Annotated in this window: 11 protein-coding genes and 2 pseudogenes; 12 read left to right on the forward strand and 1 reads right to left on the reverse strand. The window is 58.6% G+C overall.

Annotation, left to right across the window (positions count from 1 at the left end; translation table 11 throughout):
- Positions 1–13: 13 nt before the first annotated feature.
- The 5 genes and pseudogenes from ONB52_04390 (at position 14) to ONB52_04410 (ending at position 4362) form a co-directional block, all read left to right on the forward strand.
- Positions 14–376: pseudogene (locus ONB52_04390) on the forward strand (site-specific DNA-methyltransferase).
- Between the two features lie 144 nt (positions 377–520).
- Positions 521–1262 (forward strand): annotated as a pseudogene (locus ONB52_04395) (PmeII family type II restriction endonuclease).
- Positions 1263–1308: 46 nt separating this feature from the next.
- Complete coding sequence (locus tag ONB52_04400) at positions 1309–1989, forward strand: ABC transporter ATP-binding protein (protein ID MDZ7415385.1); 681 nt, start codon at positions 1309–1311, stop codon at positions 1987–1989.
- On the forward strand, positions 1986–3152 hold the full coding sequence (locus ONB52_04405) for an ABC transporter permease (GenBank protein MDZ7415386.1): 1167 nt from the start codon (positions 1986–1988) through the stop codon (positions 3150–3152). The genes ONB52_04400 and ONB52_04405 overlap by 4 nt, the downstream gene beginning before the upstream one ends.
- A 40-nt stretch (positions 3153–3192) precedes the next feature.
- Positions 3193–4362, forward strand: a complete 1170-nt coding sequence (locus tag ONB52_04410) for an ABC transporter permease (protein ID MDZ7415387.1) — start codon at positions 3193–3195, stop codon at positions 4360–4362.
- A 468-nt stretch (positions 4363–4830) separates the two neighbouring features.
- On the opposite strand, the gene ONB52_04415 is transcribed toward ONB52_04410, so the two are convergent.
- Positions 4831–6228, reverse strand: a complete 1398-nt coding sequence (locus tag ONB52_04415) for an APC family permease (protein ID MDZ7415388.1) — start codon at positions 6226–6228, stop codon at positions 4831–4833.
- Between the two features lie 915 nt (positions 6229–7143).
- On the opposite strand from ONB52_04415, the gene ONB52_04420 reads away from it, so the two are divergent.
- From ONB52_04420 to ONB52_04450, 7 genes are all read left to right on the forward strand, one after another.
- Positions 7144–7905, forward strand: a complete 762-nt coding sequence (locus tag ONB52_04420; protein ID MDZ7415389.1) for a CoA-transferase subunit beta — start codon at positions 7144–7146, stop codon at positions 7903–7905.
- Positions 7906–8618: 713 nt separating this feature from the next.
- A complete protein-coding gene (locus tag ONB52_04425; GenBank protein ID MDZ7415390.1) occupies positions 8619–9470 on the forward strand; it encodes a hypothetical protein in 852 nt (283 codons plus the stop codon).
- Between the two features lie 326 nt (positions 9471–9796).
- The gene (locus tag ONB52_04430) at positions 9797–10798 is read left to right on the forward strand and encodes a sugar transferase (GenBank protein ID MDZ7415391.1); all 1002 of its coding nucleotides are present in this window, start codon (positions 9797–9799) and stop codon (positions 10796–10798) included.
- Between the two features lie 25 nt (positions 10799–10823).
- Positions 10824–11600 carry a DUF5683 domain-containing protein gene (locus tag ONB52_04435; GenBank protein ID MDZ7415392.1) on the forward strand — a complete coding sequence of 259 codons (777 nt, stop codon included), beginning with the start codon at positions 10824–10826 and terminating at the stop codon, positions 11598–11600.
- A 41-nt stretch (positions 11601–11641) separates the two neighbouring features.
- Complete coding sequence (locus ONB52_04440; protein ID MDZ7415393.1) at positions 11642–13603, forward strand: hypothetical protein; 1962 nt, start codon at positions 11642–11644, stop codon at positions 13601–13603.
- 73 nt (positions 13604–13676) lie between these two features.
- A complete protein-coding gene (locus tag ONB52_04445) occupies positions 13677–14705 on the forward strand; it encodes a polysaccharide biosynthesis/export family protein (GenBank protein ID MDZ7415394.1) in 1029 nt (342 codons plus the stop codon).
- 15 nt (positions 14706–14720) lie between these two features.
- Positions 14721–16229, forward strand: coding sequence for a hypothetical protein (locus ONB52_04450; GenBank protein ID MDZ7415395.1), 1509 nt, complete (start codon positions 14721–14723; stop codon positions 16227–16229).
- The last annotated feature ends 92 nt before the right edge of the window (positions 16230–16321 follow it).

The raw sequence follows: 16321 nt of genomic DNA on the forward strand, positions 1-16321 counted from the left end.
AGAGTGAGGGATCATGGAAGAGCTCAAGTCTTTGATCGAATGCGGAGATTGTCTGGTTGTTCTTCGGGACTATCCCGACAATTTTTTCGATTTGATCATCACCTCGCCACCCTACGCCGACAGCCGGGAAAAGACCTATGGTGGAATCAAGCCGGATCAGTACGTGTCGTGGTTCCTGCCACGAAATGAGCAATTCCTTCGTGTTTTGAAACCCTCCGGCACTTTTATTTTGAACATCAAGGAACGCGTTGTCGATGGCGAGAGGCACACATACGTCATCGAGCTGATCCTGGAATTGCGCAAGCAGGGATGGCTCTGGACGGAAGAATTCATTTGGCACAAGAAAAACTGCCATCCCGGGAAATGGCCAAACCGATCTGGGCTCGGGAACGACATCACAAGCGGCTCAGAAACTGCGACGGAATTCTCTCGGTATCCAGGTTTTGCCGGAATACGCGGAGATGGCAAAGCAAAAACTCAAAAGAGAAGAACTTCCTCTTTTTTCGCGAGCATGAGAAGTATGCCTGACCTGACCATGGAAGAACTCACCCGCTTCATTGTGCCGAGCATCCAGGAGTTTCACCGAAGGCGACTCGATAGTATTCGAAACCTGTCATTAAAAAGAAGATTTTGTTGAGAAAAAATCCCTGCTTGTTCAAAGCCAAAAATTTGAACACTGCTCACAGCCTGGTGCAATCCTTGCTGGATGCCCATCTCTCCTCGCAACGAGGAAGGGATTTTTGGGGAATTCCTGGATATGCTTGCCATTTTTATTTGCAATCGCGTATATGGCGGAAGAAAATCATCGGCCGAGGGGATTGATTTGGAGTTTGAACAAGATCATCATAAATACATCATCTCGATAAAATCGGAGCCCAACTGGGGAAACAGCCGTCAAATTGCCAGGATGAAGGATGATTTCAGAAAAGCCAAACGCATTCTCGGAAATCTCGCGCCCAACCTGAACATTGTTGCAGTCAACGGCTGTTGTTATGGCCGGGATGACAAACCCAACAAGGGAGATTATCTCAAACTTTGTGGTCAGAGATTCTGGGAATTCATTTCGGGCAATGCAAGTCTGTACCTCGATATCATCGAACCCCCGGGATACAGGGCCAAGCAGAAAAGTGACGAGTTTGCCGCAGAATATTCCAGCGTCGCGAACAAATTCACGCTGGAATTTTTGCAAGATTATTGTGATGCCCAGCGGCAAGATTTTGTGGGAAAAACTCGTGCAACTCAATTCCGGCAAGAGGGTCTGAGTTGTCGTGGCAGTTGGAATGAGATTCATTTCACAGGAAAGGGCTTATGCCGAACAACATCGTCGAAGTCAAAAACGTTTCCAAATCATACCACCGCGACAGCCTGGCAATTCGCGTGCTGGAGAACATCAACCTGAGCGTGCCCGAGGGGGAATTCCTGGCGTTGATGGGGCCTTCCGGCTCGGGCAAGTCCACTTTGCTGAATCTGATCGCGGGCATCGACCGCCCCGACAATGGCCGCGGCGCGATCATCGTGGCCAATGAAGAGATCACCAAGCTGACGGAATCCCAGCTCGCCAACTGGCGGGCACGCCACATCGGTTTTGTCTTTCAGTTTTACAATCTCATCCCCGTGTTGACGGCATTCGAAAACGTCGAGTTGCCGCTGCTGTTGACCCATCTCTCCAAAAGTGAGCGCCGCGAGCGCGTGCAGATCGCGCTCAACGTGGTGGGCTTGAGCGACCGCATGCACCATTACCCCAAACAGCTTTCCGGCGGGCAGCAGCAGCGCGTGGCGATTGCGCGCGCCATCGTGGCGGATCCCACGCTCATCGTCGCCGATGAGCCGACCGGTGACCTCGACAAGAATTCCGCCGTCGAGGTGCTGTCCCTGCTCGAGCGCCTCAACCGGGAATTCAACAAAACCATCATCATGGTCACGCACGACCAGCGCGCCGCCGACAAGGCGCACACCGTGCGCCATCTCGACAAGGGTGAGCTGGTATGAAAGTCTTCAAACTGATTTTCAAGAATGCCCTGCGCCACAAGCTGCGCACCCTTCTCACCATGCTGGGCATTGCCGTGGCCCTGCTGGCCTTCGGGTTGATTCGCACGGTGATCAACGCCTGGTATGCCGGGGTCGAGGCCTCCGCCCAAAACCGTCTGGTCACCCGCAGCGCGGTTTCACTCATTCAACCGCTGCCGCTGGCCTATCGCGAGCAATTGTTGAAGGTGCCGGGGGTGAAATCGGTGGGCTATGCCAACTGGTTCGGCGCTTATTACGGCGACCCCAACAATTTCTTCGCCAATTTCGCGGTGGATGAGAACTATCTCGAGATGTACCCGGAATTCGTCGTACCGCCCGAGCAGAAGGAAAGCTATTTGCGGGAGCGCAATGCCTGTGTCGTCGGCCGCAAACTGGCGGAGCGCTTCGGTTGGAAACTCGGTCAAACCGTCACGCTCACCGGCACCATCTTTTTCGGCGAGTGGGATTTCGTGATTCGCGGCATCTACGCCGGCGCGCAGCCGGGGACCGATGAGACCGCCTTCCTGTTTCACTGGGACTATCTCAATGAACGCATACGCGAAACCAATCCCGGCATGGCCGACAACGTCGGCTGGTACATGCTGTTGATCGACAATCAGGCGAATCCCGCGGTGGTGTCCGAAACCGTCGATGCCATGTTCCAGAACAGTTTCGCCGAAACCAAGACCGAGACGGAGCGCGCCTTCCAGCAGAGTTTTGTCTCGATGTCGGGCGCCATTCTCGCCGCGATGGAGGCGATCTCGGTGGTGGTGGTGTTCATCGTGCTGCTGGTGCTGGCCAACACCATGGCGATGACGGCGCGCGAGCGCATGGCGGAGTATGCCGTGCTCAAGACGCTCGGCTTCCGCCCCTTTCACCTGGTCGGGTTGATTGGCGGCGAATCGCTGGTCATTGCACTGGGCGGCTTTGCCGTCGGCCTGGTGCTCATGATTTATGTGTGCAACGGTTTTGCCACCTTTCTCACCTCGAATCTCGGCAATTTCTTCCCGGTGTTCGAGTTGAAGAACCTCACCATCATTTTGGCTTTTGTTTCCGCGGTTTTGGTGGGTGTGTTTGCCGCGGTTTTTCCGGCGTGGCGCGCCGTGCGCATGCATATCGCCGACGGTTTGCATCGTGTGGCCTGAGCGGCTGTTTGAACTGGTCAATCCTGGGCGCAAGAACTCCATGAAAATTCCCTTCAGTTACAGCTTTCGCAATTTGTGGACACGACGTCTGACCACGATTTTGACACTGTCAGGCGTGGCGCTGGTCGTCTTCGTCTTTGTCGCCTCGTTGATGTTGTCCGAAGGCCTGCGACAAACGCTGGTGGCCACCGGCGTGGAAGACAACGCCATCGTCATTCGCCGCGCCTCCCAGGCGGAAGTGCAAAGTGCCGTTTCCCGGGAGCAGGCGAACATCATCAAAACCCAGCCCGAAGTCGCGCTCGATGAAAGCGGCAAGCCGCTGTCCGCCAGTGACGTGGTGGTGCTGATTTCGCTGGCCAAGCGTTCAAACGGCGAGCCGACCAATGTCGTGGTGCGCGGCACCTCGCCGGAAGGGCTGGCCCTGCGTGCGCAGCAGGTGAAGCTGATCCGCGGCCGCATGTTCGAGCCCGGCCTGCGGGAGCTGATCGTCGGCAAATCCCTGCAGCAGCGCTTTCAGAGTTGTGAGTTGGGCGGAACATTGCGCATGGGGGGGACGGATTGGCAGGTGGTCGGCGTGTTCGACGGCGGCCGCACCGGTTTCGATTCGGAAATCTGGGGCGATGTTGAAGTCATCATGGCGGCCTGGCGGCGGTCGATGTTTTCCTCGGTCACTGTGCGGCTGCGCGATCCGCAGCAATTCGAAGCGTTGCGACAGCGCCTGGAAAGCGATCCGCGCATGGTGGTGGAAGTGAAGCGCGAGAAGCAGTATTATGACGAACAATCCAAGTTCATGGCTGTTTTCATCAATGTGCTGGGCACGGTGGTGACCTTTATCTTCAGCTTCGGTGCGATGATCGGCGCGATGATCACGATGTATGCCGCCGTCTCGAACCGCACACAGGAGATCGGCACTTTGCGTGCGCTGGGATTCCGGCGGCGCAGCGTGCTGGCTGCATTTCTAATCGAGTCGGTGCTGCTGGCCGTGCTCGGCGGCCTGGTGGGTGTCCTGCTCTCCTCACTGCTGCAGTTCGTCTCGATTTCCACCACCAATTGGAACACTTTTTCAGAGCTGGCATTCCGCTTCAAGCTTTCCCCCGGCATTGTCCTGCAGGCGTTGATCTTTGCAGTGATCATGGGCTTGGCGGGTGGTTTTCTGCCGGCCGTGCGCGCCTCCCGGCTGAAAATCGTGGAGGCGTTGCGGACGGAATAACAGCCGGGCAGTGCAGTTGGAATGATCCGGATCGATTGGCCGTCTGCCACCGGCTGTGCCTGCGGCGGGGTCTGACACTTCTGAGGGGAGAGGGATCACATTGGGCATTTGCAGAGGATGCCCGGAATTCTCACAAAGGGTCCGGTGTTTTGTAAATCCCAGCCCGGTCAAGGTGGAAACGTTTGGGGACAATCATGCATTATCCCGGCGCCACCACTGCCGGGGGTGACAGGAGGAATGTCAATGAAATCCGCCGCCTGGTCCGGCAGTGCCTGATCAAGCCACCAGTTTCGATCACGACATTGCCGGGAAGCAACGTATCAAGCATTCCGCAATCGTCGTCACGAAAAAATCATGATCGTGTCGGTCGATGATGAGGGCGGACTCATGCACAATAGCCCCGAGGCGGTCAGCATGGTTTGCGATGCCCGTTCCCGCCGTATGTCTGACAGCCGCCAGACCGCAAGATCAAAATGCTGAATCATCCGCTTCCATCCTGGCTGAATGAGATTGAGCTGTGGGGTTTTTCGCCGCCGGCTCAGGCAGTTTGATTTCTCCCGCCCTCAGCCATTTGACCATCACAAAAACCAGCGGCCCCGAAAACAGGGCCAGCACACCGATCAGCAACTGGCGCGGCTGGAACAAACCATTCTCGAAAACGGTGCTGTTGATCGCCAGCAGCGCCATCACCCAGGTGGGCAGCATCAGCAGCACCAGCGCCGGCTTGCCCAGTGGAATTTTGAAAGGCCGCGGCGCGCCGGCGTGTGTGTGCCGCATTTTCCAAACGTTGGCATACAGCAAGATGTAACTCGCGATTTGAAACCAGGCGTAAATGATGATCAATTGTGTGAAATCGAAGAGCGTGAGCAGGCTGTAGGTGAGGCTGCCCCACAGCAAGGCCTGGGTGGGCGTGCCAAAGCGCGGGTGTATTTGTGTGAGAAAAGCCGGAAGAAATCCGTCCTGCGCCAGAGTGAGCGGATAGCGCGAGGTTGCCAGCATGGTCACATTCAACAACAGCGCGTTGCTGCACAGCGCGCTGGCGGTCATGCTGTGGCCCAGCCAGTTCCCGCCGATTCTGGCGGCTGCGGTTGTAAAGTAGGCGTCCGACCATTCCTGCCAATTGCCCAGCGCGGCCAGCGCTGCCATGGTGGGCAAAACGTAGCTCAACATCGCCATGATTGCCGCGAGCAGGAGCGCCGGGGGAAAGGTCCGTTGCGGGTGTTCGACCTCTTCCGCCGCGGCCGAAAGCTTGTCATAGCCCGAGTACAGCCAGATCGCGAGCACCACCGAGCTGCTGAAGCCACCGGCCAGGCTTTTGCCGGGTGCGACCAGCGGTGTAAAGGGATTGTGCTGCCATTGCATCACTCCGAAAACCAGCAACAGCACAAATGGCAGCAGCAACACGGCGCTCAGCACAATTGCAGTGTTGCCCACCACCCGGATGCCGCGCAGATTGAGCAGATGCATGCACCAGATCAACGTCAGACAGACCAGCCAGTGGTGCAGGCCGGTCATCCCGGGAAACCAAGTTTGCAAATAGTTCGCAAAGAGCACGGCGAACAGGCCATTGGTGACGATGCCCGTCATCCACGCCCACCAGCCGGCCTGGAATCCCCAGAAATCGCCAAAAGCCAGACGTGACCAGCGATACTGCCCGCCCTCGAGCGGCAGCATGGTGGTCAGTTCACTCACGGCGAATGAGGCCGGCAGACTGAACAGAAAGGGCATGAGCACAAGTGTGAGCAGTGCCATCCCGGGACCCGCGGCCGGGATCATGTTTTCGACGCCAAAGGCACCGGCGCATACCGCGCCATAGATCATGAAGGCGAGTTGCAGGAAAGTGGCTTTTTTGATGGCGGCGGCCATCGCGGCTCCGAATCGAGTTGTGAGAAATGGGAATGGTGAGTGCAACGGATTGACAGCATGAACATTGGGAGCTGTCAGCGATGGGCGGTTGCTGACAGTTGCCGTTTTTTTTGACAAGGCGCGGCGGCTCAACCCGGAAAGTGGCCGTTTCCGGAAAATTCCCGGTGATTTTTGTCCGCAGGATGCCATGACATGAGGGCGGCTGGCACTCGGGGATGAAACTTGCAGGCGGCCCTGAGTGCTTTCCACAATCTGTCAGCAGCGGGAGCGGCGAAGCACGGCAGGCGGGAGCCGGCACGCAACACCCGGCGCAGCATCATCACTCCGCGCATCGGATAATTCGCCAAGTCCGTTGTTGGCCGGCGGAAATGCATCGCGCCCGGATTCGGCGTCATCCCGGACGGTTGCGACGATTGCAGCAATTGCGGAAGGCCAGCCCGCTGCCGCAGCAACAGGATTTCTCTGTCTCAAAGCGCCGGCAGAGCACCCTTGTCAATTTTTCGCCGGGCTGACAGGGAGCCTGCACGCCTTTGCGGGAGACCAGTGGATCGCGCCAGGGATCATGTGCGGCATGCCGCAATCTCTGCTGTGAGTCTCGCCTCACTTCGCTTGATGCCATTCATCTGGCCGCACGGGCGATGGAGACGGTTCGGCTGCGATGGCTGGCGCTCAACCAGTGCGCCGAGAAGACAGCGGTGGCGCGAATATATCGCAAGCTCTCGGGATTGTCAAGCTGCAGGGTGGAGGCTGATCATCCGGGCAGGCGGCCGGCTGCAGGCGTGAATTTCCCCTTGCATTTTCAAACGAAAATTGACACTATCTCGCCCGCTTTCAGCGGTGTTGCGCTTTGGTTTGTTGCCGACGCGGCACGCAAACCGGAATCGTGGAGAGACCTGCCAACTGGTGATGCAACCAATGACAGCGTATACGGCCAGTGAAATGATGGTGGCGCGCGCCAGCCGCGAGCTGCAAAATGATGATGTGGTGTTCGTCGGCATTGGGTTGCCCAACATGGCCTGCAACCTGGCGCGCTTGACGCATGCGCCCCGCCTCACACTGATCTATGAATCGGGCGCGGTGGGCGCGGTGCCGGAGCGCCTGCCGGTTTCCATCGGTGATCCTGCCTTGGTGGCGGGATGTTTGTCGGTGTGTTCCCTGCCGGAGGTGTTCTTGTACTATTTGCAGGGCGGGCGCATCACGGTTGGTTTTCTCGGAGGCGCGCAGATTGACCGGTTTGGCAACATCAATTCCACGGTGATCGGTGATTACGCCGCGCCCAAAGTGCGCCTGCCGGGCAGCGGCGGTGCGAGTGAGATTGCCACGCTGGCGCAAAAGATTCTGATCATCACTCCTCTGAAGAAACGCAATTTCCCCGAACGCGTCGATTTTCTCACCAGTCCCGGCTTTCTCACCGGCGGTGGCGCGCGCGTAGCCCTCGGCCTTGCCACCGAAGGACCCAAGGTCGTGGTCACAGACCTGGGCGTTTTCCGCTTCGATGCCGAAACCCACGAGATGATGCTCACCGACCTGCATCCGGGGGTGTCGCTCGAGCAGGTCAAAGAGAATGTCGGCTGGCCGCTGAAGATTGCGGCTGATCTCCACACCACCGCACCGCCCACCGCCGAGGAGTTGCGCCTCATCCGCGAAGAGCTTGATCCCAACCGCGTCTACATCTGAGCGCTGACGATTACCGCCCTCAGTCCTCAAAGCGCCGCGGCCTTTGCACGCATGGCACCGGCTGCTGTAAATGGCTGCGGTTGATTCATTGCCATGCTGCGGGCTGAAGCCTCCCGTACCTGCTTTTTCATCCTGCCGGCATTTTCTCCGGTGTTGGAATGATCCGGTCCCTGCGGTGAATGCGGCGCCAGGTAGATTTTCTGCAGAATGAGGCGTTTTTGTCACGCAGAAAATGCGGGCCGACAAGTCTGTACTCCGCTGTCTTACCATCCTGTACGATTTTCCTTCCAACCAAATTCTCTCTTGCGTTTGAATCCCCCTGTTTCATGACTTTCTCTTGCCAGAGGCGGAGCACGGCGGGGCGCCGTCAATGGTGAGCGCACTGTCAGGTTCGGACAACATATGGGAGTGGGCTGGCGGGCGCGGCGGTGCGCTTTTTTGTGTGTGGCTTACGCCCGCGAGCAGTTGTGCCGGTATTGAGTAAGGCAAATGAAGGCCGGCTTTGCGATTGTTCATTCGACTTGACAGGAGCAGGCTGACATGCACGGCCGGCTGATCATGGCCGGGGAGGCTGGGAATGACGGGCTTTTCGTGGTGTGGTTTTCCGCCGTGTGAAATCGCCTGTTGTGTTGAATACGCATTCCCTTAACATGGCTGTATATATCTGATGTTGAGTAACAACTGGATATTGCATCTCGAATTGCGTGAACCCAATGTCTCAAACTCACATTCGCCTACGCGAAATGATCGACGGGCTGTGCCAAAGATTCACTCATACTTTTGGCGCTTCCTATTGCGGCATCTCCGTGACGGCTGATGGTTCAGCACGCTTTGTCGCACCGGGCAGTGAGGTGGCAGAGGAGACGATTCTGGCCGCAACTCCGGCGTTGTGCCTCGCGATTACGCCGCCGGGAGGCCGCTCCGAGCATGCTGGTTTGCCGCAGGCAACGGAGACGCTTGCCGATCGCCAGCCGGCGCACAGCCCCGAGGCGGAATTGACGGAAGCGATTGCAGCAGCATGCCGCAGCGCCCGGCCGATTCTGCGCTTTGATCTTTACCCCGCCTTCACGGAAAACGGGCAGAGCACGCCGCTGGGCTCTTTGTATCTCGCCTTCGCCCAGCCCCGGCCGCTGACCTCCGCGGAGGTGTCGGCGTTACTGGCCATGGCCGAGATGACGGCGACGGTGCTGACTTTCACCCGACCCAAAACGCTCGAAGCCATTGCGGGCGGATGGCTGCCCATGCTCGGGCAGACAAGTCCCGCCACCAGCCTGCTGGATTATCCGTTTCTGGAGGCCAAGAAACATTGGATCAAGGCCTTCGAACGCGAGTATCTCGGCCAGCAGCTTGTCAGGCACGCCGGCAACATTTCGATGGTGGCGCGCGCGGCCCGCATCAGCCGGTACACCGTTTATGCCCTGCTCAACAAATTTCAGCTTTCCGCCAAGTCCTACAAAAGAAAGAAATCGAACGGGGCATCGCGCGGATTGCCGGAAGCAAAAAAGCCGCAACCCATTCTTGAATCGGCTTGCAAGAGCGAGGCAGACGAACCCAACCGGGAATAGAGGCCAGTGGGGTTGAGGATCTGTGTTCAGACATTGTTTTCCTCTGCCTGCGCCATTTGCCTGCACACGTTTCAGCGATCAAGTCAAGAGCATCCGTCATCCGCACGATTGCATTGGCCACCGCCGTGAGGCGCATCTGCCGGACACTGCCGAAAGATTGCGTGATTGTGCAGCCCCGGACGGGCAGTGTCTTGCGGCACACTCCTCGCAAGGCTGGCAGCGGGATGGCCATCGCACCATGCGTTACGATTGCGCTGCTGACCTCCTTTGACAATCAACGTTGTGTCATTGCATTGCATGAATCGTTTCAACGGGAGAGAGCTTCGATGCAAGAGGCGACATTGGTTGGCCATCAGGTGAGCGAAACGCCAGCCAAAACAGTGCCGAACAACGGCATTTCCACCTCTTCGCGGCGGGAACAAGCCTATCAGCGCTACGATGAGACCTTACGGCCGGGTGCTGCGGGGTCCAAAGGCGCACTGGCCCCGGGCAGCCGTCCCGGCGTGACGGGGAAAGCTCCCTCTGCCCTCCAGCGATTCCTCGGGAATTTCATTATTTCGCCCTTTTTCCTGTTTGGGTCCCTGTTGATCATTCTGCTGGTCCCGGAAAAACTGGTTAAAAAAATCTCGGCCCCCTTCTCCGGCATCAACTGGTGGGAGCAGTTCGGCAAGCGGTGCTTCGACTTTTGCGCGGCGGTGTTGGGGTTCATCATGTCATCGATTCTTTTTTTGATCGTGCCCATTCTCATCCGGCTGGATTCCAAGGGATCGGTTTTTTACGGGCAGCAACGGGTGGGGATCAATCTGCGCCGCCGGGAACGCCGCCAGGTCGCCATCGCCGTGGCGTATGACCGCCGCCGGGGCGAACGCCGGCGCCACGATGTTTACGGCCGGCCCTTCACGGTTTACAAGTTTCGCACCATGCGCCAGGATGCCGAGAAATACAGCGGTGCCGTTTGGGCGCAGAAGAACGATCCGCGCGTCACCCGTGTCGGCCGCATCCTGCGTTTCACCCATGTCGATGAGATTCCGCAATTCCTCAATGTCCTGTTGGGCGATATGAGCATGGTGGGCCCGCGGCCGGAACGGCCACAGATCATTCCCAAGCTGGTCAGCCAGGTGCCCAATTATGTGCGCCGCCTCGAGGTGAAACCGGGCATGACGGGCAATGCCCAAATTTATTGCGGCTATGATGAGACCATCGAGGATGTGCGGGAGAAAGTCCGCTATGATTTGATGTACGTCAAGAATCACAATCTCAAACTGGACATCCTGCTGCTGTGGAAGACCCTGTGGATGATCATTCGCGGCAAGGAAGAAGCAGACTGATTGCCGAGCATGGAGGTTCCTGAACATGTTTGCGAGCACGGCCCCGCCGCGTCCCGGGGTCAAGGCCCGGCGGTGGAGCATGGCGGCTCTGCTGCTGTGCGGCATCGCGGGGGAATGCGGCTGGGCGCAGACCGAGAGCGCGACACCGCCGGCGGGGGAAGTGCTGGCGAAATCGCAAATTTTGACCCGGCCGACGGGCGCCCTGGTTTTTTTGCAAGGTGAATATGGGTTGGCGGGCCGTGCGCCCTACACGGTCACCTATTTCCTGCGCGGCCATTACCGCATCAAAACCAAGTTGCGCGGTTACGAAGACTGGTCGACCGATTACTATTTCAACGGCAGGGGCAACGACAAGATTTCCATCAAGCTTTCCCCCAAAACCCGGCTGAAAGCTTTCGCGCGTTCGGCGTTGGTGCCCGGGATGGGGCAGGCCTACAGCGACCAGCGGGTGAAGGGTATGATCATCAGCGCGCTGCAGTTCAGTTCACTCGCGATTTTCGTGCGGCAGGAATGGCGCTATCGTGACAGCATCGATGAATTCAATCGTGCGCTGGCGGCTTTTCAAAACGACGCCAATCAGCGCGACCGTCTCACCGCTGCACAGGCCACCCTGGATCAGCGCTATGAGCTGCGGCAACGTTGGGCGATCATCACCGCCAGCGTTTACCTCTACAATTTGATTGACGTCATCGCATTTTTTCCCTCCTACCATCGCCATGGTGTGGAACTCAGCATGACCGCCAGCCCGCCGATGGATGTCACCGGCAGCACCGCCCAGGTGGGCGTGCGCGCCCGCTTTTGATTTCGCAGTTCGAGAGGACGTAATCGTCAAGGCATGACACCATGAGAAAGCAAGGAATCTTTCCGCGTCAGTCGCCGCGCTGGCGGGCCGGCTGGCATGCCGCCGCCCTGCTCGCGCTGGGTCTGGCTTTGTGGACCTGCGCGCAGAAACCGACCAGTCCCGACACCACCGGTGATTTTTCGGTTGTTCCCACGAATCTCGCGCTCGTGCTCGGCGACCGGCAACTCAGCCTGGCGTGGACCATTCCCGACCCGGGCGGGGTGAGAAACTTTCGCATCTATCGTTTCGACAGCTCACAGATCGTGATCACGCCGCCCAACAAGATCGAACGCCGGTTCAAATTGCTCGATTCCACGCGTGCGCTCAACTACGTCGATCGCACGGTGCGCAACGGCGTGACCTATTTCTATCAAGTCAGCGCGGTTTCCAACAAGGGGTATGAGGGGCCGCGTTCCGCCGAGGTCGCCGGCCGGCCGAATGTTTACGGCGTCCGCATCGCCAGCGGTGTCAACATCACCCGCGATCCCAAGATTGTGCTCACCATCACGGCGCCGGCCACCACGGTGTTGATGAAGGTCAGCAACGACACCGCGCTGTCGCGCGTTTCCTGGCAGCCCTTTCTCGCCTCGCTCAACTGGACGCTGTCCGCGGGCGACGGTCAAAAGACAGTCTATCTCAAGCTGCGCGATCGCGACGGCAGTGAAAGCAGCATGCTGGCCAGCGATCCCATCATCCTGGACACCAAGGCCATCATTACCAGCGTGACGGAAAACACCGGCGGCACCCCCAAGCAAAGCAACCAGATCATTCACTTCACGCTCACGGCCGGCGAGCCCAATGGCCGCGCCTTTATCGACATCGTCAATGCGGTGAACGATATTCTGCTGTTCGACGACGGCAGCAACAACGACAGGGTCGCGAATGACGGCATTTACGAAGTCGACTACCGCATCCCCGGTGATGTGGAAATTGCACAGGCGAAGATCAGAGGCCGTTTTACCGACCAGGTGGGCAATGTTGCCACGCCGTTCCTGGCGGCTACGCAGGTGACCATTCTCAAAGTGCCGGACGCGGTGCAGTTGTTCACGCCGGTGCCCACCGGCAGCCCGAGCAATGCCCTGCGTCTGACCTGGAGCGTCTCCAGCGAGGCGGATTTCGCGAATTACGCCCTCTATCGCAGCCGCACGAAAAACTTCACGCCTTCACCCGGCCTGCTGATTGAACGGGTGACGGTGCAGCAGACCACTTCCTATATCGATGCCAATTTGCAGCCGGGCGTGTCCTATTATTACCAAATCGTGGTGAATGACATCGGGGGCTTGAGCAGCAAGCCGAGCAATGAGGTGGAGGGCAAAATCAGCCCCGACGCCCCGCCAGCCGCGGTCACGCTCAACACGCCGCTGCTGGTGGGCGATGGCACCAGCAAGGTGCAGCTCTCCTGGTCGCAGAGTGGCGATCGCGACTTTGCCAGCTATCGGGTGTACCGCTCGCTCACGCCGCGGGTGGATTCGCTGTCCACGCTGGTCACCGCCATTGTTGACATCGGCGGCAACGTTTTTGTTGACGAGGGTCTGAGTGCCTCCACCACCTATTATTACCGCGTCTATGTCACCGATCAGGGACGCAACGCCACCGGCAGCAACATCGAATCCGTCACCACGGCGCAGAACACGCCGCCTTTCCCGGTGACGCTGGCGCAGCCGGCGGTGGTGGACACCTCCTCGCTGCGGTTGTCGTGGTCGCAAAGCCTGGACGCCGATTTTGCGTCCTATCGCATCTTCCGCTCGGAAATCCCCGGTGTCACCAACGGTACGCGCGGCAAGGATGCCCAGGGCAATGACGTGGATGTGCTGATTGCCATTCTCAATGCCAACCCGGGCAACACGACCTACACCGACACCAATCTGCGTTCGACCAGGACCTACTATTACCGGGTGTTCGTGTACGATCGTGGCAATCTCTCCTCCGGCAGCAACGAAGTCAAGGCAAGGATTCGTCCGTGAAGGCACCTCGCAGCAGGCCTGCTCCAAGCAAAACGCCGCACGCACGACTTTTTTTCGAAGGAGCGAAAAAAGCATGAATCTCATTCGGCGGCCTCTCGGGTTGCTGGTGCTGCTGAGTCTGGCAGGCTTCACCGGCGCCGCCCGGGCGCAGGATTACGTTTTGGAGAAGGGTGATGTCATTCAGGTGGCCTTTTGGCAGGAGCCCTCGCTCAACACCCAGGCGCGTATTGATGCCGAGGGCAAGATCGATCTGCCGCTTATCGGCCGGGTGCCGGCCGGTGGCAAAACCATCGCACAATTGAGCAGCAGCATCGTTGAGAAGATCTCGGTTTATAACAAAAAAATCACGCAAGCCACCGTGACGGTGATCGAATACGGCAGCCGTGCGATCTACATCAGCGGTGCGGTGGCGCGACCGGGCAGGTATACTTTTCAGGAGCTGCCCAATGTGTGGAAGGCGATTCTCGAGGCCGGCGGGCCGGCCGCCAACGCCCAGTTGTCCCAGGTGCAAATCTTTCGCGGCGGAGAGACTGCCAGCCGCATCGAAACCGTTGATGTGACCTCGGCCTTTGAATCCGGCAATGTGAAGGACCTGCCCCGCTTGCAGCCCGGAGATTATCTCAATGTCCCCAGCATCACACCGCCCACGGCGGGCGGCGGGGCGGAGGGCGGCATGTCACCCACGGCGATTGCCGGCAATCCGCGCAACGCCATCTATGTTTTCGGGATGGTGGCGCGGCCAGGCGTTTATCCCTTTGAAAAGGATTTGGATGTTTTGCAGGCGATCGTGCGCGCCGGCGGGCCGGCGATGATGCAAACCAGCAGCAACAATCGCGCGCCGATCGAGCCGGATTTGCGGCGGGTGCGGTTGATCAGCCTGGGGGCGGAGACCCCGGTGGTTTATGTCATCAACATCAAAGACTACACCAAGCAGGCGGCGCCGTTGCCGTTGCCCTTGCGGCCGGGCGACACCATTTACATTCCCGGACGCGCCAACTACGGCAGCTTCATCCTGGCCAACACGCTGGTGCAGGTGCTCACCGGCACCGTCTCGATTTTGACCTCTTATCTGTTGTTGAACACGTTGCTCGGACAAAACTGACACGATCGCGCACACATGACAACCGGCGGAAAAATCGATCCTCGCAGCCTCTGGCAGCTTGCGCGGCGACGCAAATGGTTTCTCATCATCCCTCCCCTGGTGGCTTTGCTGGGCGCCTACTACCGCATTTCCACTCTCCCCAGCCTGTACCGCTCGGAGACGGTGATTCAGATCGGCAATGCGGCGGCGCTCTCGGCGCGCATGAATGAGTTCGTCGACGGCAGCGGGGTGAAGAAACCGATCCAGATGCGCAATTTGGCGGAAGACCTGCTGGCGCAACTGTTGTCCGTCGATGTGCTGGGGGAGGTGGTCGACCGCATCAAACTCAAGCCGAGCCAGGGCATGCTGGAGGAGGCCAGGAGGGTGCAGCTCGAACACCCGGATGAAAGCCTCGATGCCATCGTGCGCCGCCTGCAGATCGAATGGCTGGCGCGGCGCTTTCTCGACGGCGGCGTGACCTTCGCCAAGCGCGGCAGTTCAATGCGCATCGCCTTCGAGCATACCGATCCCGACAAGGCTTATTTGATCGTGAAGACACTCGCCGACGTTTTCATTGAACAGAATCTCGAACGCGAGTCCAAGAGTGCCGCCATTGCCATCGGGTTCAGCAAGGAACAGGAGCAGCGTTATCAGCAGCAATATGAGGAGGCGCTGGAACGTTTGCGCCGCCTCAAGGAGCAAACCACCTTCGAGCAAACCCGCAAGCTCGCGGTCAACATGAACAATGAAGCGCAGGCCAATGCCACGCTCAATTCGCTGCAGGTTGATCTCAACCGCCAGCAGGACCTGCTGGCCGGCCTGGAGGCCAGACTCAGCGGGGTGACCGGCAACTTCTCCGTCACCGATACCCCCCGCATGCTCGAGCTGCGCCGGCGCCTGTTGCAGAAGGCGGAGGCCCTGGTGACGGTGATGATTCAGTTCGACTGGCGCGATGCCAATGTGATCAATGTCAACCAGGAGATTGCCGCCCTGCGCGAGCAATTTCGCGAAGACGTGCTGAAACAACTCGGCCCCGGCCTTGCGGCCAACGAGCTGGAGCTGGCGGCCCAGCATCAGATCGCACGCCTGGATCTCGACCTGTTGCGTCATGAGAAAAAGACGCTGGAAAACCTGCTGGAGACCTATCGCTTCAGCATTGCCAAACGGCCGGTGCAGGAGATGCAGCTCGCCGAGGCGCAAAAGCAAGTCAATGACCTGGGTGCCGTGCTTTACGCCTTTCGCAGCCAGGCGCAGCGCTCCGAGCTGGGACAGGATTTGCAGAAAACCAGCGCCGAAGAGCGCTTTCACATCATTAACCCCGCCAACCGGCCGCTGATGCCGGTGCCGCAGGACGAGGTGCAGATTCTGCTGATCGCGCTGTTCGGCGGCCTGGGTTTCGGCATTGGTGCCGTCTACCTCCTGGAGTTTTTTGATCACTCCTTCAAATCCGTGGAGGACGTCGAAACACAATTGGGCGTGCCGGTTTTGGGCGTGATTCCGCGCATCGAAATGGCAGAACCAGCCAGGGCCAAACGACCGTTCTAATGTGCTGTTACTTGTGAAAAATCCATCCACAGCCATTGTCTTTCCACAAGCAGGGATCGTGTGAAAGTTCGGCTCGCGTGCCGCCTGTTTCG

This window comes from candidate division KSB1 bacterium (assembly GCA_034506255.1).
Classification (GTDB): Bacteria; Zhuqueibacterota; Zhuqueibacteria; order Zhuqueibacterales; family Zhuqueibacteraceae; genus Coneutiohabitans; species Coneutiohabitans thermophilus.